Origin of the sequence: Nakamurella lactea DSM 19367 (assembly GCF_000426645.1) — a bacterium.
Classification (GTDB): Bacteria; Actinomycetota; Actinomycetes; order Mycobacteriales; family Nakamurellaceae; genus Nakamurella; species Nakamurella lactea.
In genome coordinates this window covers 176,804-202,923 of record NZ_AUFT01000007.1, presented here as the reverse complement: position 1 = coordinate 202,923, position 26,120 = coordinate 176,804, and the positions used below count along the sequence as shown (strand labels likewise).

Below are 26,120 nucleotides of genomic sequence, written 5' to 3'. Positions count from 1 at the left end.
GGCTCTCAGGGTCGGGCGATCATCGAGCTGGTGGACTCGGCCACCAACTCGTCGCGTTGGTTGGTGTAAGTGGTCTTCCAGGTCACCAGGACGAACCTGCCCGAGCGGCCGGATTTCTCGACGATGCTGTCGATCCGGCGTTCCTGGGTGATGACGTCGCCGCCGTACACCGACAGCAGGAAGGTGTGGTTCTCGCCGCCGGCCATCCGGCGCGGGCAGAGCGGGAACGACAGGTTCCCGTTGCCGGTGCCGGCGGTGCCGTCCGGCCGCAACTGGTCGAGGTCGGCGACGCCGAGCGCCACCTGCTGCAGGAACATCGGCGGCATCGGCACATCCGGGTGGCCGTTGGCCCGCGCCACCTCGGCGTCGAAGTACAGCGGGTTCCGGTCCTTGACGGACGCCGCCCACCGCTGGAACTCCTTGACCTCAACCACGGCCGTCCGGCTGGCCACCACTTCGCCGATCCTGGCGGCCATCTCGGCCGGGATCAGTGGCTCGACGTCCCGGGAATCCTCGCTCGGCTCAGGCAAACTGCTCATCGGTCACCAACTTTCGTCGTTTCAGATCCTGGTACCGCTCGGCCGGGTAGCCGAGCACCTCGGTGTACACGTAGTCGTTGTCCTCGCCGAACGAAGGCAACGGCCGGCCGAATGCCAGGTCGAAACCGTCGGCCCGCCAGGGATGTCCCGGGAAGCGGTGACGGCCGACGGCCGGATGACTACGGCTGACGAACCACTCGCGGGCGGCCAGGTGCTCGTCGGCGAGCAGCCGATCCTCCGCCATCACCTCGCCGGCCGGCACTCCGACAGCCTGCAGCTGCTCGACAACCTGATCTGCCGTCCTGGTGCGGACCCAGCGGGCGATCTCGTCCCGCAGCCGGCGGGAGTGCAGCCGACGCCCTTCGGCGCTGTTCCCGTCCGTCAGCACCCTCCGATCGGCCGGGTCCGGTTCGCCGAGCCCGGCCATCGCGTCGGTCAGCGCCGCCCAGTCCCGGTCGTCGCGGATCGACAGCACCACCCAACGGTCGTCCCGCGCCGTCTCGAAGACGTCCTGCAGCAGGTGCGGATCGGTGTTGCCGCGGATGGCCGGCGCCCGATCGTTCAGCTGGGCGTCGATGACGAATTCCCCGACCTCGGCCATCACCGCTTCGGCCTGGGAGAACTCGATCAGTCCGCCACTGCCGGTGTTCTCCCGGTCCCACAGGGCGGCGAGGACGGCGAAGGCCAGTCCGGCCGGCGCAGCCTCGTCCATGTGGTAGTTCTCCCCGGCAGAGTCCGGTGGCTCACCTTCGTAGCCGTCCATCGCGGCGATGCCGACCAGCGAGTTGAAATTCGGTCCGTAGCCGAGGTAGTTGCTCATCGGGCCGGTCATTCCCATCGGCGGCATCCTGGCGATCACCAGCCGCGGGTTGTGCTGCAGCAGCAGTTCGTGTCCGAGCCCCAGCTTCTCCAGGGTGCCGTTGGAGTTGTTCTCCACCAGCACATCGCTGACGGCCAGCAGGTCCAGCGCGGCCTGTCGGCCCTCAGGGGTTTCCAGATTGCAGCAGGCGGACAGCTTGTTGCGGGCGTGCCAGGCAAACAGCGCGGTCCGGTCGTAGGGCCGCGGCTCCGGGGTGCGGTCGGGATAGGTCCCGCCGTGATATCCGCTGGCCCGGAACGATTCCCGGGTGACGCGGGCGGAGGCCTGACGACTCATCCGGTTGTTGCCCTCCAATCGGATCACCTCGGCACCGAGGTCACCGAGCAGCGCGGTGGCACCGGGACCGGACCAGACCACTGTCAGGTCGACCACCCTGATCCCCGCCAGCGGCAGCTCCGCCGCCGGTCGGCGCTGATCGGTCCCCACCGAATTCGTCGTCAGGGGCGGCTCGGGCGCGCTTTCCAAGTAGTTCACTTTCGTCACACCCGTCACCTTTCGTCGCAGTTGGCAAGCGGCTGCGATGTTGATAAGCGCCACCGGGTGGGGGGCGGTGAGCCGGCGGCGAGTTCGGCCCGGATGTCGGCGCCGTCGCCGTTCAGCAACGGCGCGGTGCGCAGCAGCGCGAAGCCGCCGGCCATCCGCCACGGCGCCCCGGTGTATTCCAGTGCCCCGGCCACCGGATGATCCGCCCGGACGAACGCGCCGCGCTCGCGGAAATGCGGATGCGCCAACACTTCCGGTACCTCCAGCAGGGCGGTGATCGGAATCCTGGCGGCCTCACCGCGCTCCATGATCTCGATCTTCCCTCGAGGGGCGAACCAGCCGCGCACGTGGGCGTCGAACTCATCCCAATCCTCGCCCAGCGCCTCCCGGTCGAGGTACTTGGCCAGGAATGCTTCGTCATCGCCGCCGACCAACCGCACCAGCCGGTTCCAGAAATCTTTGGTGGTCACGTACAGCATCACGTACCCGTCCGCCGCCGGGAACGGGCCGGTGAAGGTGGTGCCGAAGCGGTGCGCGCTGCGCACGCCGCGCGGCGGAATCCAACCGGAGAACGCGTGGGACATCAGGTACGAGGCCCGCCGGTCGGCACCGGACAGCAACACCTCCTGGCCGGAGACGTCGATCACCGAGCCGGATCCGTTGCGGCGGGCGGCGAACAGCCCGGCCATGGTCGCTTCGCCGGCGGTCCGGCCGATCGTGTAGTGCTCCAGGTTGCCCGGCTTGCGCTGCGGCGGGCGACCGGCGCCACCGGTGGCGTTCATCGGGCCCCCGGTGGCCTGCAGCACGATCCCGGTCGCCTCGTGCCCGGCCCGCGGGCCGGTCTGCCCGAAGGCGCTGATCCTGGTGATCACCAGGCGCGGGTTCTGCCGGAGTAGCACCTCAGGCCCGAGATCCAGCCGTTCCAACGCTCCCGGTCGGAACGACTCGACCACCGCGTCGGCTCCGGATACCAACTGCAGTAGTACTTCCCGGTCGGCGGGGTCGGTCAGATCGAGGGCGATCGAGCGCTTGTTGGTGTTCAGATGAAGGAACAGCGCGCTGCGTTCGGGATCGGGCCGATCACCGGGAAACGGTCCCCAACGGCGGGTGTGACTGCCCTCCCCGGGCTTCTCGACCTTGATCACCTGAGCACCGAAGTCGCCGAACAGCTTGGTGGCGTACTCGCCGGCGATCCACCGGGACAGGTCAAGGACCCGCACACCGTCGAGCACTCCTGGGCGTTCGCTCATCGCCGGCTCACCCAGGTCAGCCCGATCTCGTCGGCCAGCCATCGGGCGGCCACGTCGGGGCCGCCACCGAGCACCGCTGTCACCTTGGCCCGCTCCGACCACAGGTGCAGGTCGGTCTCCCGCACGTAGCCCATACCGCCGTGCAACTGATGCGCCGTCAGACAGGCCCGCTGATACGCCTGGCTGCACAGCAGCCTGGCTATTGCGGTCTCCCGCGGCGCCGGCCGACCGTCGGCCAGCCAGCCGACGGCGGCAGCCGCGGCCAGCCGGGCGCCGTCAAGGGCGATCCGCAGATCGGCGACCTGGTGCTGAACGGCCTGGAACGATCCGATGGCCCGGCCGAACTGCTCCCGCTGCGCCACGTAGCCGACCGTGCGTGCCAGCACCGCCTCGGTGCCACCGACCATCTCCATGCACTGCAACGCCACCGCGGCCTGGGCGAACCAGCCCAGCTGGTCGGGTTGCGGGTCGGGCAGCACCGCGTCGTCATCGACCACCACGGCAGCGAAGTGAACCCGGTGCAACGAATCGCCGGCGATGGTCTGCACCGGCTCGGTGCTGACCCCCGTGGTTCCGGCCGGTACCAGCAGGGCGAGGGTGCGCCGCGGGCGTCCGTACTCCCGGGCCAGCGCCGTCACCAGCGTCAGGTCGGCACGATCGGCGTCCGGCACGAAGTGTGCCGCGCCGTCGAGAACCCAGCTCCGGCCGACCCGGTCGGCAACCAGGGTCGGCCGCAGATCTGCTGCGTCCGAGGGATTCCAACACGACAGGGAGCCGGTGAGTTCACCGGCTGCGAGCCGCGGCAGGTACTCACGACGATGGTCCCCGCCCGCCCAGCGATCGATCGCCAGCGCGAGCAGCAGCGTCGAGTACACCGCGGTCGGGCACAGCGCCCGGCCGCACTCGGTGAACAGGATGCCCAGCTCGACGAGTCCGGCACCCTGGCCGCCGACATCCTCGGGCAGCGCAAGTCCGAGCAGCCCGGCGTCGGCCAGCGCACGCCACAGCCGCCGGACTCCCGACCGGTCGGCATCGGCGGTCGCGGTGATCCCGGGAACCCCGCCGACCCGACCCGCCCGGACGTCGGCGGTCGACCAACTCTCCTGCATCAGCGCGGCGATCATGCCACGAAGTTCGTGCTGCTCAGTCGTTTCCATCGGTCGCACGGGATCACCGCCCCACTCTCGGTAGCCCATGGCCACGCTGCGCGATGACGTCCCTGAGTACTTCGTTGGTGCCGGCACCGAACCGCAGCAGCGGCGCCGACCGGTAGAGCTGTTCGAACAGGCCCCCGGCAACGGCACCCGGGCCGGTTCCGGCGAGCACGCCCGAGAGGCCGAAGATCTCGGTGCCCAGCTCGGCGATCCGCTGCCGCAACTCGCTGGAGAAGACCTTCTCCACGCTCACCTGCACCGTCGGGATGGTGCCGGCATCGAGCATCGCCGCGGCCTGCAACCCCATCAGCCGGGCCACCTCGACATCGGCGTCCAGCCGGGCGATCCGGTTGCGCACCACCGGATCGTCGGCCGGTCGGGTGCCGTCGGGCAGTACCTGGCGACTGCAGCGGATCAGCTCGTCCACCGCATGTCGCAGGTCACCGACGTTGGTCAGGGCGCCGCGTTCCAGGTCCAGCGCAGCGGTGATGTACCGCCACCCCTGGTTCACCTCGCCGATGAGGTTGCCGCGCGGCACCCGGACGTCGGTGAAGAACGCCTCGTTGGTCCGGTACCCGGACCAGGCGATGATCGGCCGGATCCGCACGCCGGGCGCATCGATCGGCACCATGATCACCGAGATGCCCCGGTGTTTCGGGGCATTCGGGTCGGTGCGCACACACAGCCATTCGTGGGTCGACCGCTGCGCCATGCTGTTCCAGATCTTCGAACCGTTGATCACCCATTCGTCGCCGTCCAGCACCGCCTTGGTCCGCAGACTCGCCAGGTCGGTACCGGCGTCCGGCTCCGAATAGCCAACAGCGCAACGCAACTCACCGCGGGCGATGGGTGGCAGGAACTCGCGCTTGTTCTGCTCGGTGCCGTGCCGGATGATCATCGGCGCCACCGAGGTCACAGTGAGCTCCGGCGCCGGCGCACCGGCGTACTCGAACTCGGTCACCAGCAGGTGCAGGTACACCGCGCTCAGGCCGAGTCCGCCGTGCTCGACCGGCCAGGTCAGACCGAACCAGCCCCGCTCGCCCATTGCCCGCCGGAAGGCGGCCACCTCGCCGTCCGGCAGATCCAGGTGGTGTTCGGCCAGCTCGGCCCGCAGCGCGTCGGTCATCTGCTCGGCAAGGAACGCCCGCACCTCATCGCGCCAGGCGAGCTGGTCGTCGTCGAGTCGAAGGTCCATCCGGTGCCTCATCATCCTGGGTAGTTTTCGGAGCGGCGGGCGACGGTCAGGCGAAGGCACCGCCGTCCGCCCGAAGTACCGATCCGCTGACGAATGACGCCTCGGCCGAGGCGAGAAAGGCGATCAGCGGGGCGATCTCGTCCGGATCCGCCTTGTGCCCGTCCAGCCCGCCGCTGCGCTTGCGCAGCGACTCGTCGTAGTCGAAGTCCGGGGCCCGCATCCCGGCTGCAAGGCCGGTCTCCACCGATCCCGGCGCCAGCACGTTGATGCGTACGCCGGCCGGCCCGTACTCGATCGCCAGCGACCTCATCAGCGTGACCAGTCCGCCCTTGGCGGCCGAGTACGCCGCCGCGTACGGCCATCCCTGCAGCCCCGCGATCGACGAGACCGCGACGATCGCCCCCCTGGTCAGCACCAGCTCCGGCAGCGCGGCCCTCGCCAGCAGGAACGGTCCGCGCAGGTTGATGTCCAGCACGCGGTCCCACTCCTGCACGCTGATCGAGGTCGCCGGCCCGAGCTGGCCGATCCCGGCCACCAATGCCACCACGTCCAGCCGGCCCCACTGCCGGACCGCGGCCGCCACGATGTCGTCCCCCACGGTCGGTTCGGCCAGATCCGCGACCAGCCCGAGCGCGTCTGCGCCGGCCGCGAGGACGCCGTCGACCACCGTGGCCAACCCGGCGGCGTCGCGGTCGACGCAGAGCACGGCGTCACCCCTGGCCGCCAGCAACCGCGCGGTGGCCCGGCCGATCCCGGACGCCGCACCCGTCACGATCGCCACCCTGGACTCGCCCCGCGACCCGTTCGGCCCCGACGCCTGCCCTGGCACCTGCTGGTCGTCCCGTTCAGCCATGCAACATCTCCCGTAGCGCGGTGGTCGTCTCGACAACGGCCCGGCGCCCGGTGTCCAACAGGTGGCCGAGGGTGAAGAAGCCGTGCGCGACACCGGGATAGCCGACCAGTGTCGCCGGGACTCCGGCAGCGGTCAGGCGGGCGGCGTACTGCTCGTTCTCGGTGCGCAACGGGCAGTACTCGGCCGTCACGATGTACGCGGGGGGCAGATCCCGCAGATCCGGCGCCAGCAACGGGGCCGCCGCCGGGTCGGTACCGTCGTGGTCGCCCAGGTATTGCTGCCAGTACCAGCGCAAGTGATCAACGGTGACGTTGTAGCCCAGGCCGTTCCTTCGATAGGACTCGGTGTCGAAGTCCGTGTCCAGCATGGGATACACCAGCAGCTGGCCGGCCAGCTCGGGCCCGCAAAGGTCCCTGGCCAACAGCGTGACGACGGCCGCCAGGTTGCCGCCCGCGCTGTCCCCGGCCACCACGATCCGGGCCGGATCGATGCCCAGTTCGGCGGCGTTCTCGGCCACCCAGGCCGTTGCTGCGTAGCAGTCCTGCGCGGCGCCCGGCCATCGCGTTTCCGGCGCCAGCCGATAGTCGACGTTGATCACCACCGCATCGACACCGACGGCCAGCTCCCGGCAGATCGCGTCGTGCGTGTCCAGGCTGCAGATCACGAAGCCGCCGCCGTGGAAGAAGACGATCGCCGGCCGGTCGGCGGTATCCGGTCCCGGACGGTAGATCCGCACCCGGACCGGCGGCGCACCGTCGGGGCCGGGCACGTGCTGCTCGTCTACCCGGTGGACCTCGGGAGCCGGCGCGGGAACGGCGGGCTTCTCGGCCAGGATCCGCCGGGCCTCGGTCGCGTCGGTGACCTCGGTGCCCAATTTCGGGAACCGAAGATCGATGGCGGCGATCAGGGTCGCCGACTGCTCGTCGAGCGTCACGACGTCTCGCCTTGCGGTCCGGGGACACTGCGGCGCAGCGGGGCCAGTGCGGTGAGGTCGACGTGGATCAGGCTGGGCCCGTTGACCTGGAGAGCAGCCCGGAAGGCGTCCGCGAACTGGCCGGGGTCGGCCGCCTTCCACGATGGCAGGCCGAAAGCGGTTGCCACCGCGGCGAAGTCCGGGGTGGCCAGGTCGACATGGTGCAGCTGCCCGTCACCGATGCCAGCCTCGATATGCCGCAGCATCCCGTACCCTGCGTCGTCGAACAGGCAGATCACCAGCGGCGCTGCGGCCTGGACCGCGGTGGCCAGTTCACCGACACCGAGCAGGAATCCTCCGTCGCCGGCCAGCAGCACCGCGTGGGTGCCGGTGCCGACGGCAGCACCGATGGCGAGTCCGAGGCCGGGCCCGATCGCTGCCGACGTACTGCGGATCGACGTCCCCCGCTGGTGTATTGCCACCAGTCGATCGCCCCAGACGTACGCCGGGACCGTCGCGTCACAAACCAGAACGCCGGCGGACGGACGTAGCTCCGAAACGGTCCTGCTGATCGCGAGGTGATCTGGTCCGGCCATCTGGGCAACCAGATCGCGAGCCGCCGCGGCGGCGATTTGTCCAGCGGCCACGTGCTTCTCGCGGTCCGGCAGGACGTCGACCGACACCTCCGGAAGTGCGTCGAGCACGGCACGCAGGCCGGACTCGGCGTCAGCAACGACCGCTTCGGCGACCGGATAGCTGCGTCCGATCACCGCTGGATCGACGTCCAGGTGCACGATCGTCGGCGGCAGCGCGAGCGTCCATTCCGCGGTCGGGTACATCTGGAACCGGGTGCCGACCGCCAGCAGCACATCACAGTTGGTCAGATACTCGGCGACCGGCGGCAAGGTGGCGTAGCCGCCGATGCTCAGCGGATCGGACTCGTCGATGGCGCCGCGTCCCTCACGGCTGGTGATCACCGGGGCACACCATTTCTCCGCGACGCGTCGCAGCGCATCGGTGGCGCCGGCTCGGATCACGCCGCCGCCGGCCCAGATGACCGGCCGCTCCGCGGTCGCCAGCAGAGCAGCGGCCCGCGCTATGGCGCTGGGGTCCGGACCGCGGCGCCGCACCGGCCGGGCCGCGGTGGTCAGGGCAACCGGGTCGACCTCGACGGCCGCATCCAGCAGGTCGATCGGGATCTCCACGGCGGTCGGCCGGGGCCGCCCGGCAGCGGCCCGGCGGCCGAGACGCACGACGGTCTCGGCGATCTCGTCGACGGCCTCGACGGTGACGACCTCGGCCGTTGCGGTGCGGAGCAGGTCGGCCTGCCGCTCGGCCTCGTGCACGTAACCGCGGCCGCGGCCGAGCAGCGCGGTCTCCGCCTGGCTGGTGATCAGCAGCACCGGCGAGGACGCGAAGTGCGCCTCGTAGAGCCCGCCCATCGCGTTCGCGGTGCCCGGTCCTCCGCTGACGACCGCGACGCCGAGCCGCCCGGTGGCCCGGGCATATCCGTCAGCGGCGTGCAGCACACCCTGTTCGTGTCGGCACAACACCACCCGGATCACCCGGCGGTCCTCCACCGCGCGCAGGATGCTCAGGTTGTGCGCGCTCGGGACCGTGAACAGCGTGTCGACGCCGAGCGCCTCGAGCGCGATCGCCACGGCCTCGCCGCCGGGCACCGTGTGCCGGTCAGGAGTCGTCATCGCGAACCGCGCAACCTGGCAGCCGCGGCGCCGGTGCTCTGGGCGGACAGGTCGAAGCCGGCGTAGCCGTCGGCGGCGACCCTGGCGCAGGTGTCGACATAGTTGTTGAAACCACCCGTATACGGCATGAAGACCCGCGGCTTGCCGGGCACGTTGGCGCCCATGTACCAGGAGTTCGCCTTCGGGAACAGGGTTTTCGCTGCGACGTCGTTGACGTGCTGCACCCAGGCATCCTGGTCGGCGCGCCGGGCCTCGATCCGGCTGATGCCGTTCGCCCCGAGGAAGGCGATCGCGTCGGCGATCCACTCCGCATGTTGTTCACCGGCCATGACGCCGTTCACCATCACCGACGGGCTGCCGGGTCCGGCGGCGATGAACAGATTGGGGAAGCCGTGCACGGCAATGCCGAGATAGGACCGCGGCCCGGCGCGCCAAGCCTGTTCCAGGCTCAAGCCGTCCCTCCCGCGGATACCCATCCGGGTCAGTGCACCGGTCATTGCGTCGTAGCCGGTCGCGAAGACCACGTCGTCCAGCGCGATCTCACGGCTGCCGGCGCACAGCCCGTTCTCGGTGAATCCGCTCAGTGCCTCGGCGTTGACGTCGACCAGGTCGACGTTGTCGCGATTGAACGTCTCGAAGTAGTGGTCGTCGACGCAGATCCGCTTGGCGCCGATCGGATGCCCGCGCGGAACGAGCTTCTCCGCGGTCTCCGGATCGGTGACGATCCGGCGGATCTTGTCCCGGGCGAACTCGGCGACCAGGTGGTTGGCCCGGTCGTCGGACAGGATGTCGGTGAACGATCCCATGAACGCCGTTCCGCCTGCCTCCCAGCGGCTTTCCAACTCGATCGCGAGCTGCTCCTGGGTGACGTCCAGTACCGACCTGCCGGTGCCGGAGTGCAGTGCGCCGGCATGGGAGCGGCGTTGCGCCACCCGGATCCCGGGATAGTCCGCCTTCACCGAGCGCTGTTCCTCGGGGGTGTAGGGCCGATTGCGGGCCGGGATCGAGAAATTGGCCGTCCGCTGGAAGACCGTCAGCCTGTCGGCGACCGCGGCCAGCATCGGAATGATCTGGATACCCGACGATCCGGTGCCGATCACTCCGACCCGGCGACCGGTGAAATCGACCGGCTGGTGCGGCCACTGACCGGTGTGGAAGGTCCGCCCGCGGAAGGCATCGGCGTTCGTCAGCTCGGGAATCCGGGATGACGACAGACATCCCGTTGCGGTGACCAGAAACCGGGCCCTGATCCGGGTTCCGGTGTCGGTGACGACCTCCCAGCGGTCGGCCCCGGCGTCGAACTCGGCCGCCGTGACCCTGGTGGAGAACGTGCAGTCCCGACGTAGGTCGAATCTGTCGGTGACATGTTCGGCGTAACGCAGGATCTCCGGCTGCCTTGCGTACTTCTCGCTCCACTCCCACTCCTGTTGCAGTTCGTCGGAGAACCCGTACGAGTACCACAGGCTCTGCACATCGCAGCGCGCCCCCGGGTATCGGTTCCAGTACCAGATCCCGCCCGGGCCGCCGGCGGCGTCGAGCGCATGCACGTCGACACCTCGCTCGCGGAGCTGGTGCACGGCGGAGAGTCCGGCGAAGCCGAGACCGATCACCAGCGCCTCGACCTGCCGTTGCGCCGGTGCCGCCTGACCGGCGGTATCCGACCCGTCGCTGGCTGTCATCCGATGTCCCTTCGTTTCTCGATCGTCGGCGTAGGCCGGCGCGGTAGGGTCTGCCCATGCCAGCCGACCCCAGCGAGCACGCGGTCGAGCCGCCGGCACTGCCGACCACCAGCTACGCGGTACTGGGTCTGCTGGCCTTCGGCGAGGAGTTGTCCGGCTACGACCTGAAGAAGTGGGCCGAGGAGAGCATCAAGTTCTTCTACTGGAGTCCGAGTTTCAGCCAGATCTACAGCCAGCTGAAGCGGTTGGCGGCCCTGGGGTTCGTCACCTCCCGCGACGAGCACACCGACGGACCGCACGACCGCCGGGTGTACGCGATCACTCCGGCCGGCCGGGATGCCGTGCAGCAGTGGGTGTCCAGCGCGCCGCTGGATCCATCCGTGCTGAAACACTCGCTGCTGATGCGGGTCTGGCTCGGTCACCTGGCCGAACCCGAGCAGCTGGAAGAACTGCTGGCGGCCCACCGGGCCCGAATGGTCGAGCTCGCCGAACGATCCGCGGCGCACGAGCAGGGAGCCCGCCGCGGCACCTGGGCCTACCCTGAGCTCGCGCTGCGTTGGTCGCATCGCTACTACCAGGCGGAGATCGCGTTGACCGATGCGCTGCTGCAGGATCTGCGCGAGCTGGCGACGGCCGACATCGACGAGACCGGACACCCGGCCGCGACTCCATAGCCAACCGTCCTTCGCCCTGGCCATCGCGCTCACCGCCGTCCCTGGTCGCTGCGTTGCGGCTGTCTCGTCGGACCCGGCGCGCCACCGCCCAACGCCCTATGCCTAATAGGCATACCTTTGATTAGAAGCTAGCGCTTGCTTGGTGTCAAGAGGCGGCGCGTCATCTGTGTCGGGTTTGCCGCGCCGGAGTTGCCGTCCGGGCGCCGATCGGGTTCAGCGAGCCAACTCTCGCCGCAACCAGCCGACGCCGCGGCGCAGCGCAGACTCGGCGCCCTCCCGCTCGATCTCCGGTCCGGCCAGTTCGAGATCGACGATCCCGGAGTACCCAGGGCCAACAGCTCCGCCAGCAGCCTGGCGATCGGCAGATCGGCGTCACCGGGCACCCAGCGGTTCGGAAAAGTCTGCGTGCCGACGACGAAATCGCTCACCTGGACCAGTTCGACCAGATCGAGTCCTTCGCGTAGCCGCTCGGCCAGTCCACCCTCCTGCCAGCAGCAGTAGAAGTCGAGGCAGAGGCCCATGCCGGACATCCTGGCCAGCGCCATGGCGTCCCGCACACTGTGGGTGAAGCTCAGGTCGCAGCGCACCGGCAGGGTGTTCTCCACGGCCAACCGGATGCCGCGCTCGCCCGCATACTCGACCACCGGCGTCAGCCGGCCGACGAACAACTCCGCCGCCTGCTCCCAGCTGGCACCCCCGGACGGCCCGGAGGTCAGGTAGACCCGCGCTGCGTCGACCGCGGCGGCGATGTCGACCGCCGCCCGCAGCCCGTCGAGCTGCTCGGCCCAACCCGCGTCATCGGCCGGATCCGCGGTGAGCGGATGGACCAGATATCCGATCTGTACTCCGCTGCGGGCGATCTCGGCGATCGACCGGTCGTGTCCGAAGGCGGCCGTCTTGTGCGACGGGAGGCCGGCCAGGTCGGTGTCGATCCGTCGATACATGGCGAGCTCGTCAGGCAGCGGCCAGGCTGCCGCCGCCATCCCGCTGACGCAGGTGAGGTTCTGGTGGCCGATCGTCGGCCCGCCCGGTTCGTTGGATGCGCTGGTCACGATGCCCCGTTCGGTGAAGTTTTCGGTGGTCGCCTGGCACGGCAACCGGTGTCAGTCCAGGACTTCGGTGCGCACCCGGCGCACGCCCGCCGGTTGCAGGCGCTGGACGAAATCGGTGTCGAAGACCTCAGCGATCGCCTCGACCGTCCAGTCGTCGCAGCTGCGCACCGGATCCAGGTTGGCCGGGTGCGTGCCGAGCATCAGCTCGGACCCGTTGAGCCGCACCACCTGTCCGGTGACGGCAGCGCTCAGGTCGGACAGCAGGTAGACGACCAGGGGGGCGTTCAGTTCCGGGGCGAGCCCGATGTTCTGACTGCCGGCGGCGCCGCGGAACTGCTCGTAGATGGTGGCCATCCTGGTGTGGGCATTCGGCGAGATGGCGTTCACCCTGATGCCGTGCTCGCGCATGTCCTCTGCCCAGGAGTAGGTGAGCGTCGCGACGCCGGCCTTCGTGGCTCCGTAGATCGCCGATGCGGTCTTGCCCATCTGTTCGCCGGAGGTGACGTTGACCACCACCCCGCGACCCTGTTCGACCATTCGGCGCAGGGCGTGCACGCCGCAGGCCGCGGTGCCGAACAGGTTGACGTCGATGGTGCGCCGCAACGGCTCCGGCTGCTGGTCCTGTGGCAAGGACAGCGCGAAGTAGCCGGCGTTGTTGACCAGGCCGTCGATCGCGCCGAACTCCTGCACGCAGCGGTCGATCAGCCGGTCGGCCTGCTCCCAGTCGGTGATATCGGCCGGGTGACTCACCGCCCGGCCACCGTCGGCGACGATCGCGTCCGCCGTTCGCCGTGCTTCGGCGTCATCGATGTCGTTGACCACCACGGCGGCACCCGCGGCGGCGACCGCGGCGGCATAGGCGGCTCCCAGTCCGCGTCCGGCGCCGGTGATCACCACCGCCCGTCCGGCCAGTGTCAGGGGTGTTGCCGGTGTACTCATCAGCGCCTTCCGGGCGTGTCCGCCGAGAGGCGGGAGCGGAAAAGAAACCCGGCCCGCCACCGCTGAACAGCAGTGACGGGCCGGGCAGTCAGGTCAGGACTTCGGGTATTGACCGTCGACCAGAGTGGTCGCCGGGATGATCTCGACCTGCGACGTGTCGACAGCGGGGCCGTGCGACTCGGCGGTGAAGGTGTACTTCGTCAGCGCCCACAGACCCTCGGTGTCGGGCGTCACCGTCTCCAGCCACTTGGCCTGGGCGGCCGCATCGGTGATGGTGTTGGTCTCCTCGGCGGCCTTGGCCGCCAGCATCACGGCGTCGTAGGCGAAGTAGACGTTCAGCGGCAGGTTGATCGGACCGACGGCCTTCAGCGCGGCCAGCATCTTCTCCATGGCTCCAGGGTTCGCACCCGGTGACCCTTCAACGGCAGCAGCCAGCACCTGGACAGACACGTTCTTGGCCTGATCGGTGCCGACGAGGCCGTCCGGTGCCGGTTGATTGAGCAGGGAAGTGACCGAAGCGGTCGAATCGGCGATCAGCGGGACATCGGTCCAGCCGATCTTCTCCCGGCTCTCCAACACGTACCCGATGGGCGACCCGGCCCCCTGCATGAACAGCAGATCCGGGTTGGTGGCCTTGAGCCGCTCGAGCTGAGCAGTCATGTCCAGATCCTCGGCGGCGTACGTCTCGTCGCCGACCAATTGCAGACCGGCATCCTTCAACGCGACCCTGGTCGCCTCTGCGGTGGCCTGACCGAAGGCATCCTTGCCGGCGATCATCGCGATCTTGGTGGCACCGTTCTTCTTCGCGTACTCGGCCAGCGACTGCGCCCAGCTGGCCGGGACCGGCGGGGTCTTGAAGAAGTACGGGTACTTGGCCGGGTCGTCCAGGGCGTCCGCACTGGCCTGCTGGACCGAAAGGATGCCGGCCTCGGTGATGATCGGTGCCATCGGCAGCGCCTCGGCGCTGGTGTTGCCCGGCAGGATCAGGTTCGGTTTTTCTCCGGACGACAGTCGCTGCTGAAGCTTGGTCACCGCCTGGGTCGGATCGCCGCCGTCGTCGATGATTTCCAGCTCGACCTTGTGGCCGAGAACGCCGCCGTTCGCGTTGAGCACCGCGACGGCCGCCGTTGCCGCCTGCACCGCCGCCTTGGCGTTCAGGGCACCGGCACCCGGCTGGTTCTGGCCGATGAGTTGGACGATGCGATACGGCTCGGAGCTGCTGCCGCCACCTGACGCGGCCGCCGATCCCTGGGCGCTGCTGCCGGCAGCGGCCGGCGTCGAACTCTGACTGCTCTCATCCGGCGCTGGACTGCAGGCCGCCGTGACCAGGGCGGCCACCGTGACCATCGCAATAGCGGCTCCGAAACGCTTTCTCACGGCAAGCCCTCCTCATCGACCGCTTGCTTCCGTAGCAAGCGCTTGGTCGGTAGGCTATGGCCAGTCCCGCCGCTGGTCAAGGGCAATCCACTGAAGCTGCGCAGTCCGTTGCACAGCCGTAATCTAGGGACGCCACCGACTGCACAACCTGCGGGTTCTCCGGGATCCGCGTCGGTCGCCCGGTCCGATCTGCGTGGTATAACAAGCGCTTGATCGGTACCTCGCCGACCTTCAGGTCGTCTTCGGGGTTCAGCGTCGAGAGGAACGTCATGGCCGAACCGCACGACCGCCGCACCGTCATCCTTGAGCACGCGGCGGATCTGTTCGCCGCCAAGGGAATCGTCGCTACCACGGTGCGCGAGATCGCCGACGCCGTCGGCATCCTGTCGGGCAGCCTCTACCACCATTTCAAGTCCAAGGACGAGATGGTGGACGCGATCGTGTCGTCCTATCTGGCCGATCTCACCGACCGGTACACCGCCGTGGTGACGGCGCATTCGGACCCGCGTACCCAGCTCACCGAACTGGTGCGGGCGTCGCTCAGCGTCATCGAGGCGCATCCGCATGCCACCGAGATCTATCAGAACAGCGGCAAGTACCTGACCTCGTTGCAGGGGTACGACCACATCAAGACCGCGGCGAACACCATCTCCAAGACCTGGATCAAGGTGATCGAGGCCGGGGTCACCTCGGGCGCGTTCCGGGACGACATCCCGCCGCGGGTGCTCTACCGACTGATCCGCGATTCCTTGTGGCTGTCGGTGCGCTGGTTCAAGCCCACCCACCAGTATTCGATGAAGCGGTTCGCCGACGACTTCGTCTCCACCTTCCTGGAAGGCATCGTCCCGCGCTGATTGCGGCGTGCCCGGGACCGTTCGCGACGTCTCGGAGCAGTTGCGGCGCGCCAACCGGTCGTTTCCGCGCCATAGGCGACGTCTCGGTGCGGTGGCGACGCGCCGCCCTCCGGATACTCACCGCGCCAACGACTCAGCTCGTCGAGCCGCGGCCAAGGTAAGCCTCGGTCAACACCTCGGTATCGGTGATCTCGGCGGCCGGCTTGTCCAACAGCACCCGGCCGACGTCGAGCACCGTCACCCGATCGGCCACCGCCAGCGAGGCGGCAACCGCCTGCTCCACCAGCAGAATGCCGATCCCGGTCTCCTTCAGTCCGGCAACCGTCGCCATCACCTCGGCAACGATGGCCGGCGCCAGACCACCGGACGGCTCGTCGAGCATCAGCAACTTCGGCTTCGACATCAGCGCCTGGCCGATGGCCAGCATCTGCTGCTGACCACCGGACAGTTGCCCCGAGGTCACGTGCTTGCGATCGGCCAACGCGGGGAACAGCTGGTAGACGTCCGAAACCTCGCGCTCCAGCGCCCGTTTGCCGAGCCCGCGGGTGTAACCGCCCAGCAGCAGGTTCTCCTCGATGGTGCGACGCCGGAAGATCCGCTTGCCCTCCTGCACCAACGCCATCCCCGCGGTCACCCGGCGATGCGGCGGCATCCCGGTGACGTCCTCACCGGCGAACTCGATGCTCCCGGAGTCCGCCTTGTTGAGTCCCGAGATCGCCCGCAGGGTAGTGGTTTTGCCCGCACCGTTGCGGCCGAGCAGCACCGTCATCTCACCGGCCCGGACGGTCAGTGAGACGTCCCAGACGGCTCTGATGTCGCCGTATCCGGTGGCCAGGTTGCGCACCTGCAGCAGCACCTCAGCAGTGCTCATCACTGCATCCCTTCCTGCCGTACACCCAGATAGTCGGACAACACCCGCGGATGGTTCTCGATCTCGGCCGGCGTCCCGGAGGCAATCAGCTCGCCCTGGGCGAGTACCCGGATGGTGTCGGCGAGTTCGAGGACCAGCTTGAAGTTGTGCTCCACCAAAACGACCGTGGTCCCGGCCGCCCGGATCGCCCTGATCAGCTCGGCCAACCGCTCGATCTCGTCCTCGTCGAGTCCGGAGGCGACCTCGTCCAGCAGCAACACCTTCGGGCGGCAGACCAGTGCCCGCGCCACTTCCAGCAGCCGCCGGGTGCCCAGCGGCAGTGATGCCGCTTCGGCATCGGCGAGGTGGTCGACGCCGACCAGGCGCAGCACGGCGGTGGTTTCGGCCCGGTCGGCCCTGACTGTGCGCCAGTACCTCGGCAGCCGCAGGATCGACGACAGCATCCCGACGTACCGCGGCGTGTACATCCCCGCGGCCACCGCCTCGTGGACCGAGATGTCCTCCGGGAACAGCGGCGTCTGGAAGGTGCGTGCCACGCCGGCCCTGGCCACCTGGTGGGTCTTCGCGCCGGTGATGTCGGTATCCCCGATGTGGATCGTCCCGTCATCGGTCCGGTAGTACCCACAGACCATGTTCAGCAGTGTGGTCTTGCCCGATCCGTTGGGACCGATCAGCGCGGTGATCTGACCGGGCTCGGCGGTCAAGCTCACCCCGCCGAGCGCCTGCAGACCGCCGAAACGTTTGGCCAGGCCCTCGATCTGCAGCCGATCGCCCGGCAACTGCGGCAGTACCGGACGCTTCGTCAGCCCACTGGATTCGCCGGCCGACTGGTCCGGATCGCCGCCGGCCGATGCCGGCTGCTGGGGATCCCAGCGTGCCTTCAACAGCTTGATCGCCCGGTTCGCCAGGCCGGCCAACCCGTTGGCCACCAATGTCCCGGCGACGATCAGGAAGACGCCGTAGATCACCTGGGCGTACTGCGCGAAGTCGGTGGACCGCAGCGGCCCGTACTGCATGATCAGCGCACCGATCAGCGCGCCATAGACGCTCTTCGCCCCGCCGAGAATCGCGGCGGCGAGCACGGTGACGGCCATGGTGAAACCGAACGTGGACGGCGAGAGGTACTTGTCGACGTAGGCGAACAGCGCTCCGGCGATACCGGCCGGGATCGCCCCCAACGCGTAGGCGGTGAGCTTGAGCCGGAACACCGAGATGCCCAGAGACGAGGCCAGGACAGGGCTCTGCCGCAGCACCTGGAACGCGATACCGTGCCGGGAGGTCACCAGATTGCGCATCACGGTGAACCAGACGACGGTGATCACCGCGACCACCACATAGAAGGTCACGGTGCTCAGCGGTTGGCCGAACAATTTCGGCTGCGGGATGCCCACCAGGCCGACGGCCCCGCCGGTGTACTTCTCCAGCAGGTCGATGATCTGTGGAACCAGCAGGACCAGGAAGAAGGACGTCATCGCCAGCGACCAGCCGCCGAGGCGTAGACCCGGAATGCCCGAGATCATCCCGACGACCAGCGCGGCCACGGCCGAGACCACCACCAGCAGCAGCAGATCGTTGACCCAGTGCATTGCCAGATATCCGGTGAGGTAGGCGCCGGTGGCGTACATGGCGGTCTGCCCCAGCGCGAGTTCGCCGGCGTATCCGAAGCTCAGGCTCAGTCCGCTGGTGACCAGCGCCAGGATGCAACTGAGCACCAGCAGTCGGCGGGTATCGGCGCTGATGCCCAGCCACGGAGCGGCGATCAGCAAGATGCCAAGGGCCAGCGGCAGCACCCAGGACGGGATCCGGCGCAGGCCTTGCACGATTGTCGTCATCTAGACCACCCGTTCCCGGGTCGAGCCGAACAGGCCGGTCGGTTTCAGCAGCAGGATCAGCAGCAGGACGACGAACACCATGATGGTCGGGAAGTCGCTACCCAGCCAGCGGCCGGACAGCGATTCGACCAGGCCGACGACGAAGCCACCGATCAGCGCCCCCGGCATGCTGCCGAACCCACCGATGGCCACCGCGACGAATCCCTTGAGAGCCAGCGCCGACCCCAGGGTGGCGACCGCGAAGGTCTTCGGCCCGACCAGCGGGCCGGTGATCCCGGCGAGCACCCCGGCGAACACGAAGGCGCCCAAAGCCAATCGTTTGACGTTGATCCCGCGCAGCAGCGCTGCGTCTCGATCCTCCGCCATCGCCAGCAGGGCAAGGCCGGTCAGCGAGCGGCGACTGTAGAGCGTGATGAGGCCGGTGATGACAATGATGGCGATGATCAGCACCAGTTCGACGATGCTGATCCGACCGCCCAGCAGCGTGATGGTGCTCGACGATCCGATCACCGGCGGCACCTTGAGCACCTGATCGCCCCAGATCAACCTGGTGATGCCGTCCAACAGGGTGGCCGCACCGAGGGTGGTCACCAAATGGGCGTGCGCCCCCTTTACCGGGCGGATCGCGATGAACTCCTCGATCAGGGCGATCAACCCGACCGCCGCGCCGCACGCCAGGAAGGTCAGCCAGATCGGCAGGTCGGCGACCACGGTCGCCCAGTAGGTGACGAAGACGCCGAACATCATCAACTGGGCGTGGGCGAAGTTGAACGTCGTGTAAGCGACGTAGACAATGTTGTAGCCGATGGCAACCAGCGCGTAGACCGCGCCGATCGCCAGTCCGGACCAGATCGGTGTCATCGGCCACCTCCTCGCTGCGCGGCGCCGACGCCGCTCCGCGAAGACTATACCTGCCAACCAAGCGCTTGCTACCCTTTCGGCATCGGCGTTGCCGGGCAGATCCCGAGCCGCCAGGATTCCCTAGGAGGGCGTCATCACCGCAATCGAGCTCGGCATTTCGGCTGGGGTTCCCGGGTGGCTCGCCGACCGACTCGCCCCGCTCACCCTGCCGCTGGATTTCCGGCGGATCACCGGCGGCCGGTCCAACCTCACCTTCGAGGTGACCGACGCCGACCGCCGACGCTGGATCCTGCGACGTCCGCCGCTCGGCGAGCACGCCGGTAGCGCCCACGACGTACTACGGGAGGCGCGACTGCTGCGCGCCCTGGCCGGCCGGGTCCCGGTACCCGAGGTGCTCGCCGTCTGCGATGACGACGCCGTCACCGGCGCGCCGTTCATCGTGCTGGAGTTCCTGGACGGACTGGTACTGCGCGACCCCGACGGGGTCCGGGCGGAATTGCCGGTGGTCGAACGCGCGGCCGTCGGGCCGGCACTGATCGATACCCTGGTCGCCCTGCACGGGGTCGACCCGAGCCTGCTCGGCCTTGGCGCGCTCGCCGACCGCACCGACTACCTGCAGCGTCAGCTGCGGCGCTGGGAGGCGAACTGGCAGCGGACCAGCACCCGGGCGCTGCCGGAGCTGGCCCAGGCGCATGCGCTCCTGGTCGAGCGGGCACCCCAGCAGCGCCGGACGAGCATCGTGCACGGCGACTACCGGCTGGACAACTGTCTGCTGGCGCCGTCCGGTTCCGGAACCACCGTGCTCGGCGTGCTCGACTGGGAGCTGACAACGGTCGGTGACCCGCTGGCCGATCTCGGTCAGTTCCTGGTCTACTGGGCCGAGCCGGGCGACGTGCACACCGCCTTGCATTCACCGCCGACGATCGAGCCGGGGTTCTCGTCACGATCGGAACTGCTGCACCGCTATTGCGCGGCGACCGGCGACTCCCCGGCCGCGCTGGACTACTACCTGGCGTTCAACTGGTGGAAGACCGCCTGCATCGTCGAGGGCGTGTACTCCCGGATGCGGGGTGGCACAACGGGGATCACCGATCGGACGCCGGAGTCGTTCGGCGACCAGGCGGCCGGGCTGGCCGCACAGGCGTTGCGGCAGGCGGCCCGATTGGGCTGACGGACGGGCTCCCATCCCCTTCGGACCGCGCGGGCGGGGGGTGGGGGTCAGGTGCGGGCGCGGAACTCACGCAGTGGCACGGCAGTGGCGACGGTGACGCCGAGTTCCCGCGGCCCGTCCGGTAGCTCGGTGAGCGCCGTGACCGGCCGCATGGTGGCCAGCGAGCGCCTGGCCAGTTCCTGATACGTCCTGGTGCCGTTGGCCTTCCAGGTCATCTCTGCCTCGGTCAGGGCGCGCTTGTCCTTCGCCGGACTACCGACCACCAGCCGACCGGGGCCGATCTGCAGGTCGGCCGGCACGAAACTGTGCGCACCGACGAACGATCGCTCACCGATCACCACCCCGTCCATCACCACAGCGCCGATACCGACCAGCACCCCGGCCCCGATCCGGCAGCCGTGCAGCATCGCCAGGTGACCGATGTGCCCCTCGGTCTCGACCACCGTCTCCCGGCCGGGAAAGCAGTGCAGCACGCAATTGTCCTGCACATTGGCACCCTGCTCGATCCGGATCCGGCCCATGTCGCCGCGCAACGTCGCACCCGGACCGATGTAGCAATCGGGTCCGATCAGCACATCGCCGATCAGCACCGCGGTCGGATGAACGAAACTGGACGGGTCGACAACCGGTACCACGCCGTCGATCTCGTACACCTGTGGTGGTGGAAGCCGCGTCATCCGTTCTCCTCCCGGGCCGACCGCCCCGATCTCATCTCAGGACAGCCGCTCGATGATCATGGCCATCCCCTGGCCGCCGGCCGTGCACATGGTCTCCAGCCCGAACTGGCCGTCGGTGAACCGCAGACCGTTGATCAGGGTGGTCGTCATCCGCGCCCCGGTCTGGCCGAACGGGTGCCCGAGGGCGATCGCTCCGCCGTGCACGTTGACCCGGTCCGGATCGATCTTCAGGTCGTCGATGGTGGGCAGCACCTGAGCGGCGAACGCCTCGTTGATCTCGATCAGATCCAGGTCACCGATGGACATCCCGGCATTGGCCAGGGCGCGTCGGGAGGCCTCCACCGGGCCGAGACCCATGATCTCCGGCGACAGCGCGGACACGCCGGTGGACACCACCCGTGCCAGCGGCGTCAGCCCCAGTTCGGTGGCCCTGCTGTCGGACATCACGACCAGCGCGGCGGCGCCGTCGTTCAACCCGCAGCAGTTCCCGGCCGTCACCGTGCCGTCCGGTCGGAAGGCCGGCTTCAACCCGGCCAGACCTTCGACGGTGACGCCCTTGCGGGGGCCGTCGTCCTTGCCGATCACCGTGCCGTCGGCCAGCGTCAGCGGGGTGATGTCGAGGTCGAAGAACCCGGCCTCGATCGCCCGCTGGGCCCGCTGCTGGGACAGTGCGCCGAACTCGTCCTGCGCCTGCCGGCTGATCCCGCGGAACTCCGCCACGTTCTCGGCCGTCTCGCCCATCGCGATGTAGACATCAGGCAGGGCGCCGGATTCGCGCGGGTCGGTCCAGTCCGGAGAGCCACCGAGGGCACGGGCCGCGGTGCGCTCGGCCGCCTCGGCGAACAACGGGTTGCGGGTGTCCGGCATGCCGTCGGACTTGCCCTGGGCGAATCGGGACACCGCCTCGGCGCCGGCCGAGATCAGCACCTGGGCCTCGCCGGCCTTGATCGCGTGCAACGCCATTCTGGTGGTCTGCAGGCTGGACGCGCAGTAGCGCTGCACGGTGGTGCCCGGCACGTCGTCCAGCCCGGCGGCCACCGCGACCACCCGGGCCAGGCCGTAGCCCTGCTCACCGGCCGGCTGGGCGCAGCCGAGCATCAGATCGTCGACGGTGTGCGGATCCAACTCCGGCACCTGGGCCAGCGCGGCCCGGACCATGGCGACCGCCATGTCGTCGGCCCGCAGCGACGTCAGCGATCCTTTGAACGCACGCCCGATCGGCGATCGTGCGGCGGCGACGATCACGGCTTCTGACATCGGTGCTCCTTGAGATTGAGTGATGGAAAGGCGGCGCCGAGCGGCTGCCGCGGGGCCGGCCCTGGTCAGGAGTCGGTGGCCAGCTTGAACTTCTGGATCTTGCCGCTGGGAGTTCGCGGAAGCTCGGTGATGAAGGCGATCCGCCTCGGCTGCTTGAAGTTCGCCATCTTTCCGCGGCAGAACTCCAGCAGCTCGCCCTCGGTGACAACGGCGCCCGCCCGCAGTTGCACGTACGCGCTGGTCACCTCACCGAGCCGTTCGTCCGGCTCGCCGACCACCGCAACGTCGGAGACGGCCGGGTGTTCGCGAATGATCCGCTCGACCTCGGCCGGGTAGACATTGAAGCCGCCGACCATCACCACATCCTTGATCCGGTCGGTGATCCGCAGGTAACCGTCGGCATCCATCCACCCGACATCGCCGGTGTGCATCCAGCCGTCGGTGTCGACGGCGGCGGCGGTCGCCGCCTCGTCCTCGAAGTAGCCGAGCATCACGTTGTAGCCGCGGACGTGCACCTCGCCGATCTGCTCGACCGGCACTTCGATGCCATCCGACCCGACGATCCGCACCTCGGTACCGGGAATGGCGATGCCGCAGCTGGTGGAGATCCGGTGCTCATCGGTGTCCGGCGGGCAGACCGTAGCGGTACCACAGGTTTCGGTGAGCCCGTAGGCGGTGATCACATCCCGGAAACCGAGTTCGTCACGCATCCGGTGCAGCAGCGGTACCGGCACGACGGTCGCGCCGGTGACGGCCAGCCGGACCGAGCTCAGATCGTGGTCGGCGAAGTCGGGATGGTCCAGCAGGGAGGTGTACACCGTCGGAGCTCCCGGGAAGACCGTGACCCGTTCGGTCTCGATCAGCCGCAGCGTTGCCGGCACATCGAAGGTCGCCATCGGCAGCATGGTGGCCCGGCGGATCAGGCAGGCGAGCACACCGGCCCGGTAGCCGAAGCTGTGGAAGAACGGGTTGATCAACAGGTAACGATCGGCCCGCAACAATCCGGTCATGTCCGACCAGGCCAGGTCGACCAACAGGTTGGATCGATGAGTCACCATGGCACCCTTGGGGTATCCGGTGGTCCCCGAGGTGAAAAGGATGTCGGCAACGTCGTCCGGCGAGAGCGCGTCGATCCGGGCGTCGATCTCCCCGACCGGGGTTTCGGCGGCACCGGCCAGGAACTGCTCGTACGACAGGGCCGGTTCCGCCTCGGCGGCGGCACCGGTACCGATGTCGGCAGCGGCCTTGGCCGGCGCAGCGTCGAGCAGGACAACGGTGTGCACGTGCGGCACGGCCGGGACCGGGCGCTCCGCGGTCGGCCGGGACGGACCGGCAGCCGCATCGGCGGAGTCTCCCCTGAGCATCTGCAGATATCCGTTGCCGAGGAAGGAGTCGTCGAGCACCACCATGGCGGCCCGGACCTTCTCAATGGCGTACCGGGCCTCCTCGCCCTTGAAGCGGGTGTTGATCGGCACCAGAATGCCGCCGGCGGCCATGATGCCGAGAGCGGAAACCACCCATCGCGCGCTGTTCGGCGCCCAGACGATGGCCCGATCGCCCGGCTGCAGACCACGGGCGACTGCTGCCCTGGCGAACCGGGTGACCTCGGCGTCCAGTTGGGCGAAGGTGAGCCGGACCTCGCCGTCGACAATGGCTTCGACATCGGGCGCGTCAACGGCGGCCGACCGCAGGCAGGCCGGAATGGTCGACAACCCCGTCGGATCGATCGCCGTCACCCGTGCCTCCTGTGTCATCGTGCCATCACGGAATCCCATCGGCTCATGCTAGCTGACCAACCAAGCGCTTGCTAGACTAGCGGCAGATGTCCGTGGGCCCGGCCACCCGTTCGCGGCGGATTGCGGGCATCATCGTCTTCAAGGAGGAAGCGCCGATGACCGAGGCATATATCGTCGATGCGGTCCGGACGCCGGTCACCCGGCGCAAGGGTCCGCTGGCCGCCGTGCACCCAGCGGATCTCGGCGGTCACGTTCTGCGCGGATTGATGGACTCGTCCGGCATCGACCCGGCCGCCGTCGAGGACGTGGTGTTCGGCTGCGTCGACACCATCGGGCCGCAGTCCGGCGACATCGCCAGAACCGCCTGGCTGGCTGCCGGGCTGCCGGACCACGTGCCGGGGGTGACCATCGACCGACAGTGCGGATCGTCGCAGCAGGCAGTGCACTTCGCCGCCCAGGCGGTGATGTCCGGGACTGCCGACGTCGTGGTGGCCGGCGGCGTGCAGAACATGAGCGCCATCCCGATCTCGGCCGCGATGTTCGCCGGACAGCAGTACGGCTTCGACGATCCGTTCAGCGGTTCGGTCGGATGGCAGCGCCGGTACGGGACCGAGCCGGTGACGCAGTTCCGGTCCGCGGAGATGATCGCCGAGAAGTGGGGCGCCAGCCGCGAGGACATGGAGGCATTCGCCCTGGAAAGCCATCGGCGGGCTCTGCAGGCGATCACCGAGGGCCGGTTCGACCGCGAGATCCTGCCGTTGGGTGAGGCGACCGTCGACACCTGCCCGCGGGCCGACACCTCGGCCGAGAAGATGGCTGCCCTTGAGCCGCTGACTCCCGGCGGCCGGGTCACCGCCGCGATGGCCAGTCAGATCTGCGACGGGTCGGCGGCCCTGCTGGTGATGAGTGAGAAGGCCGTCGCGGAGCACGGGGTCACCCCGCGCGCCCGGATCCACCACCTCTCGGTGCGCGGCGCGGATCCGGTGTGGATGCTCACCGCTCCCATCCCGGCCACCGAACATGCGTTGTCCCGCACCGGGTTGAGCCTGGACGACATCGACCTGGTGGAGATCAACGAGGCGTTCGCGTCGGTCGTGCTCGCCTGGCTCAAGGAGACCGGCGCCGATCCGGCCAAGGTCAACGTGAACGGCGGTGCGATCGCGCTCGGGCACCCGCTCGGGGCCACCGGCGCCCGGCTGATGACCACCCTGCTGCACGAGCTGGAGCGCACCGGCGGGCGGTACGGTCTGCAGACCATGTGCGAAGGCGGCGGACAGGCGAACGTGACGATCATCGAGCGCCTGGCGTGAGTGCGGGAGCGAACAGTCCCATGATGACGACACCCGAGCTGGCCGGACAGGTTGCGATCGTCACCGGGGGCACCAAGGGCATCGGCGCGGCGATCACCCGGCGGCTGCTGGCTGCCGGCGCCGAGGTGGTGATCTGCGGCCGGACCGCGCCCGCCCAGCCGATTCGAACGGCCGACGCCGGCGACCTACCCGACCGGGAAGCGGTATTCATCGCGGCCGACGTCCGGGATCCGGAACAGGGCGCGGCCCTGGTAGCCGCCACCGTCCAACGCTTCGGCCGGCTCGATCTGCTGGTGAACAACGCCGGCGGCGCGCCGAACGCCGACTCTGCCACCGTCTCGCCCAGGTTCATCGCCAAGATCGTCGAGCTCAACCTGCTGGCCCCGTTCTACGTCGCGCAGCAGGCGAACGCCGTGATGCAGCAGCAGGAATCGGGCGGACTGATCATCAACATCGGCAGCGTTGCCGGCCGCGATCCGGCTCCGGACACCGCCGCCTACGCCGCGGCCAAGGCCGGGCTGACGATGCTGACCAAGGCGCTCGGAATGGACTTCGGTCCCAAGGTGCGGGTGAACCAGGTGACGGTCGGGCTGGTGCGGACCGACCTGTCGCACCTGTACTACGGCGACGAGGCAGGTCAGGACCGGGTCGCGAAAACCATTCCGCTGCAACGGATGGCCACCCCGAATGACATCGCAGATGCCTGCCTGTTGCTGGCCGGACCGCTGGCCGGCTACGTCACCGGCACCGACCTGCTGGTGGACGGCGGCGGCGAGATTCCCGCCAGACACCTGGCCGTCACCCCGCCGTCAACACCCTGAGCCCTTGCCGCGGCTCCGGACCGGCTCCGGACCGGACCG

At 68.9% G+C, this 26,120-nt stretch carries 23 protein-coding genes; 5 read left to right on the top strand and 18 right to left on the bottom strand.

The features are described 5' to 3' along the window. Positions 1-5 precede the first annotated feature (5 nt). Genes K340_RS0108830 through K340_RS28545 form a run of 9 tightly spaced genes read right to left on the bottom strand, consistent with a single transcriptional unit; the run spans position 6 to position 10,649 of the window. Positions 6-539, bottom strand: a complete 534-nt coding sequence (locus K340_RS0108830) for an FAS1-like dehydratase domain-containing protein (protein ID WP_037363566.1) — start codon at positions 537-539, stop codon at positions 6-8. Next, positions 523-1,902 (bottom strand): CaiB/BaiF CoA transferase family protein, encoded by a 1,380-nt coding sequence (locus tag K340_RS0108825; protein ID WP_161632079.1) that lies wholly within the window; start codon positions 1,900-1,902, stop codon positions 523-525. The genes K340_RS0108830 and K340_RS0108825 overlap by 17 nt, the downstream gene beginning before the upstream one ends. A 5-nt stretch (positions 1,903-1,907) precedes the next feature. Further along, positions 1,908-3,152 (bottom strand): CaiB/BaiF CoA transferase family protein, encoded by a 1,245-nt coding sequence (locus tag K340_RS0108820; protein ID WP_161632078.1) that lies wholly within the window; start codon positions 3,150-3,152, stop codon positions 1,908-1,910. Further along, positions 3,149-4,309 carry an acyl-CoA dehydrogenase family protein gene (locus K340_RS28550; RefSeq protein WP_161632077.1) on the bottom strand — a complete coding sequence of 387 codons (1,161 nt, stop codon included), beginning with the start codon at positions 4,307-4,309 and terminating at the stop codon, positions 3,149-3,151. The genes K340_RS0108820 and K340_RS28550 overlap by 4 nt, the downstream gene beginning before the upstream one ends. Before the next feature lie 13 nt (positions 4,310-4,322). Continuing rightward, complete coding sequence (locus K340_RS0108810; protein ID WP_029136451.1) at positions 4,323-5,501, bottom strand: acyl-CoA dehydrogenase family protein; 1,179 nt, start codon at positions 5,499-5,501, stop codon at positions 4,323-4,325. Between the two features lie 46 nt (positions 5,502-5,547). Beyond that, positions 5,548-6,354 carry an SDR family NAD(P)-dependent oxidoreductase gene (locus tag K340_RS0108805; protein ID WP_051265538.1) on the bottom strand — a complete coding sequence of 269 codons (807 nt, stop codon included), beginning with the start codon at positions 6,352-6,354 and terminating at the stop codon, positions 5,548-5,550. Next, on the bottom strand, positions 6,347-7,288 hold the full coding sequence (locus K340_RS0108800) for an alpha/beta hydrolase (protein ID WP_029136449.1): 942 nt from the start codon (positions 7,286-7,288) through the stop codon (positions 6,347-6,349). Before K340_RS0108800 ends, K340_RS0108805 begins: the two co-directional genes overlap by 8 nt. Continuing rightward, complete coding sequence (locus tag K340_RS0108795; protein ID WP_029136448.1) at positions 7,285-8,970, bottom strand: thiamine pyrophosphate-binding protein; 1,686 nt, start codon at positions 8,968-8,970, stop codon at positions 7,285-7,287. Before K340_RS0108795 ends, K340_RS0108800 begins: the two co-directional genes overlap by 4 nt. After that, a complete protein-coding gene (locus K340_RS28545) occupies positions 8,967-10,649 on the bottom strand; it encodes a flavin-containing monooxygenase (protein WP_051265537.1) in 1,683 nt (560 codons plus the stop codon). Before K340_RS28545 ends, K340_RS0108795 begins: the two co-directional genes overlap by 4 nt. Positions 10,650-10,705: 56 nt before the next feature. Here K340_RS28545 and K340_RS0108785 point away from each other — a divergent pair, with 56 nt between their 5' ends. Continuing rightward, a complete protein-coding gene (locus K340_RS0108785) occupies positions 10,706-11,323 on the top strand; it encodes a PadR family transcriptional regulator (protein WP_029136447.1) in 618 nt (205 codons plus the stop codon). A gap of 128 nt (positions 11,324-11,451) precedes the next feature. Here K340_RS0108785 and K340_RS28540 read toward each other — a convergent pair whose 3' ends face one another. The 3 genes from K340_RS28540 to K340_RS0108770 form a co-directional block, all read right to left on the bottom strand. Further along, entirely contained in the window at positions 11,452-12,375 is a 924-nt protein-coding gene (locus K340_RS28540) for a sugar phosphate isomerase/epimerase family protein (RefSeq protein ID WP_154674146.1), read from the bottom strand. Between the two features lie 51 nt (positions 12,376-12,426). Continuing rightward, positions 12,427-13,314: an SDR family NAD(P)-dependent oxidoreductase gene (locus K340_RS0108775; RefSeq protein ID WP_037363562.1), complete on the bottom strand. Its 888-nt coding sequence runs from the start codon at positions 13,312-13,314 to the stop codon at positions 12,427-12,429. 93 nt (positions 13,315-13,407) lie between these two features. Next, complete coding sequence (locus tag K340_RS0108770; RefSeq protein ID WP_154674145.1) at positions 13,408-14,691, bottom strand: ABC transporter substrate-binding protein; 1,284 nt, start codon at positions 14,689-14,691, stop codon at positions 13,408-13,410. A gap of 269 nt (positions 14,692-14,960) precedes the next feature. Between K340_RS0108770 and K340_RS0108765 the strand changes: the two genes are divergently transcribed. After that, the gene (locus K340_RS0108765) at positions 14,961-15,545 is read left to right on the top strand and encodes a TetR/AcrR family transcriptional regulator (protein ID WP_029136444.1); all 585 of its coding nucleotides are present in this window, start codon (positions 14,961-14,963) and stop codon (positions 15,543-15,545) included. Positions 15,546-15,678: 133 nt separating this feature from the next. On the opposite strand, the gene K340_RS0108760 is transcribed toward K340_RS0108765, so the two are convergent. The 3 genes from K340_RS0108760 to K340_RS0108750 are packed head-to-tail and all read right to left on the bottom strand — an operon-like array spanning position 15,679 to position 19,109. After that, positions 15,679-16,416: an ABC transporter ATP-binding protein gene (locus K340_RS0108760; RefSeq protein ID WP_029136443.1), complete on the bottom strand. Its 738-nt coding sequence runs from the start codon at positions 16,414-16,416 to the stop codon at positions 15,679-15,681. Continuing rightward, entirely contained in the window at positions 16,416-18,248 is a 1,833-nt protein-coding gene (locus K340_RS0108755; RefSeq protein ID WP_029136442.1) for a branched-chain amino acid ABC transporter ATP-binding protein/permease, read from the bottom strand. The genes K340_RS0108760 and K340_RS0108755 overlap by 1 nt, the downstream gene beginning before the upstream one ends. Next, positions 18,249-19,109, bottom strand: a complete 861-nt coding sequence (locus tag K340_RS0108750) for a branched-chain amino acid ABC transporter permease (protein ID WP_029136441.1) — start codon at positions 19,107-19,109, stop codon at positions 18,249-18,251. Positions 19,110-19,242: 133 nt separating this feature from the next. Between K340_RS0108750 and K340_RS28535 the strand changes: the two genes are divergently transcribed. Continuing rightward, complete coding sequence (locus K340_RS28535) at positions 19,243-20,280, top strand: phosphotransferase family protein (protein ID WP_084614195.1); 1,038 nt, start codon at positions 19,243-19,245, stop codon at positions 20,278-20,280. A 47-nt stretch (positions 20,281-20,327) separates the two neighbouring features. On the opposite strand, the gene K340_RS0108740 is transcribed toward K340_RS28535, so the two are convergent. The 3 genes from K340_RS0108740 to K340_RS0108730 form a co-directional block, all read right to left on the bottom strand. Next, complete coding sequence (locus K340_RS0108740) at positions 20,328-20,957, bottom strand: acyltransferase (RefSeq protein WP_029136440.1); 630 nt, start codon at positions 20,955-20,957, stop codon at positions 20,328-20,330. 36 nt (positions 20,958-20,993) lie between these two features. Continuing rightward, a complete protein-coding gene (locus tag K340_RS0108735; RefSeq protein WP_029136439.1) occupies positions 20,994-22,214 on the bottom strand; it encodes an acetyl-CoA C-acetyltransferase in 1,221 nt (406 codons plus the stop codon). 65 nt (positions 22,215-22,279) lie between these two features. Then, entirely contained in the window at positions 22,280-23,989 is a 1,710-nt protein-coding gene (locus tag K340_RS0108730) for an AMP-binding protein (RefSeq protein WP_211229343.1), read from the bottom strand. Positions 23,990-24,105: 116 nt separating this feature from the next. Here K340_RS0108730 and K340_RS0108725 point away from each other — a divergent pair, with 116 nt between their 5' ends. Together K340_RS0108725 and K340_RS0108720 are read left to right on the top strand one after the other, a co-directional pair. Further along, the gene (locus K340_RS0108725) at positions 24,106-25,260 is read left to right on the top strand and encodes an acetyl-CoA C-acetyltransferase (protein ID WP_029136437.1); all 1,155 of its coding nucleotides are present in this window, start codon (positions 24,106-24,108) and stop codon (positions 25,258-25,260) included. A 23-nt stretch (positions 25,261-25,283) separates the two neighbouring features. After that, on the top strand, positions 25,284-26,081 hold the full coding sequence (locus K340_RS0108720) for an SDR family oxidoreductase (RefSeq protein ID WP_029136436.1): 798 nt from the start codon (positions 25,284-25,286) through the stop codon (positions 26,079-26,081). Positions 26,082-26,120: the final 39 nt, after the last annotated feature.

Bases quoted from the DNA above. Each gene is read 5' to 3' on its own strand.
- K340_RS0108830 (WP_037363566.1), bottom strand. From the start codon at position 539: ATGAGCAGTTTGCCTGAGCCGAGCGAGGATTCCCGGGACGTCGAGCCA.
- K340_RS0108820 (WP_161632078.1), bottom strand. From the start codon at position 3,152: ATGAGCGAACGCCCAGGAGTGCTCGACGGTGTGCGGGTCCTTGACCTG.
- K340_RS28550 (WP_161632077.1), bottom strand. From the start codon at position 4,309: ATGGAAACGACTGAGCAGCACGAACTTCGTGGCATGATCGCCGCGCTG.
- K340_RS0108810 (WP_029136451.1), bottom strand. From the start codon at position 5,501: ATGGACCTTCGACTCGACGACGACCAGCTCGCCTGGCGCGATGAGGTG.
- K340_RS0108805 (WP_051265538.1), bottom strand. From the start codon at position 6,354: ATGGCTGAACGGGACGACCAGCAGGTGCCAGGGCAGGCGTCGGGGCCG.
- K340_RS0108795 (WP_029136448.1), bottom strand. From the start codon at position 8,970: ATGACGACTCCTGACCGGCACACGGTGCCCGGCGGCGAGGCCGTGGCG.
- K340_RS28545 (WP_051265537.1), bottom strand. From the start codon at position 10,649: ATGACAGCCAGCGACGGGTCGGATACCGCCGGTCAGGCGGCACCGGCG.
- K340_RS0108785 (WP_029136447.1), top strand. From the start codon at position 10,706: ATGCCAGCCGACCCCAGCGAGCACGCGGTCGAGCCGCCGGCACTGCCG.
- K340_RS0108775 (WP_037363562.1), bottom strand. From the start codon at position 13,314: ATGAGTACACCGGCAACACCCCTGACACTGGCCGGACGGGCGGTGGTG.
- K340_RS0108765 (WP_029136444.1), top strand. From the start codon at position 14,961: ATGGCCGAACCGCACGACCGCCGCACCGTCATCCTTGAGCACGCGGCG.
- K340_RS0108760 (WP_029136443.1), bottom strand. From the start codon at position 16,416: ATGAGCACTGCTGAGGTGCTGCTGCAGGTGCGCAACCTGGCCACCGGA.
- K340_RS0108755 (WP_029136442.1), bottom strand. From the start codon at position 18,248: ATGACGACAATCGTGCAAGGCCTGCGCCGGATCCCGTCCTGGGTGCTG.
- K340_RS0108750 (WP_029136441.1), bottom strand. From the start codon at position 19,109: ATGACACCGATCTGGTCCGGACTGGCGATCGGCGCGGTCTACGCGCTG.
- K340_RS0108740 (WP_029136440.1), bottom strand. From the start codon at position 20,957: ATGACGCGGCTTCCACCACCACAGGTGTACGAGATCGACGGCGTGGTA.
- K340_RS0108735 (WP_029136439.1), bottom strand. From the start codon at position 22,214: ATGTCAGAAGCCGTGATCGTCGCCGCCGCACGATCGCCGATCGGGCGT.
- K340_RS0108730 (WP_211229343.1), bottom strand. From the start codon at position 23,989: ATGGGATTCCGTGATGGCACGATGACACAGGAGGCACGGGTGACGGCG.
- K340_RS0108725 (WP_029136437.1), top strand. From the start codon at position 24,106: ATGACCGAGGCATATATCGTCGATGCGGTCCGGACGCCGGTCACCCGG.
- K340_RS0108720 (WP_029136436.1), top strand. From the start codon at position 25,284: ATGACGACACCCGAGCTGGCCGGACAGGTTGCGATCGTCACCGGGGGC.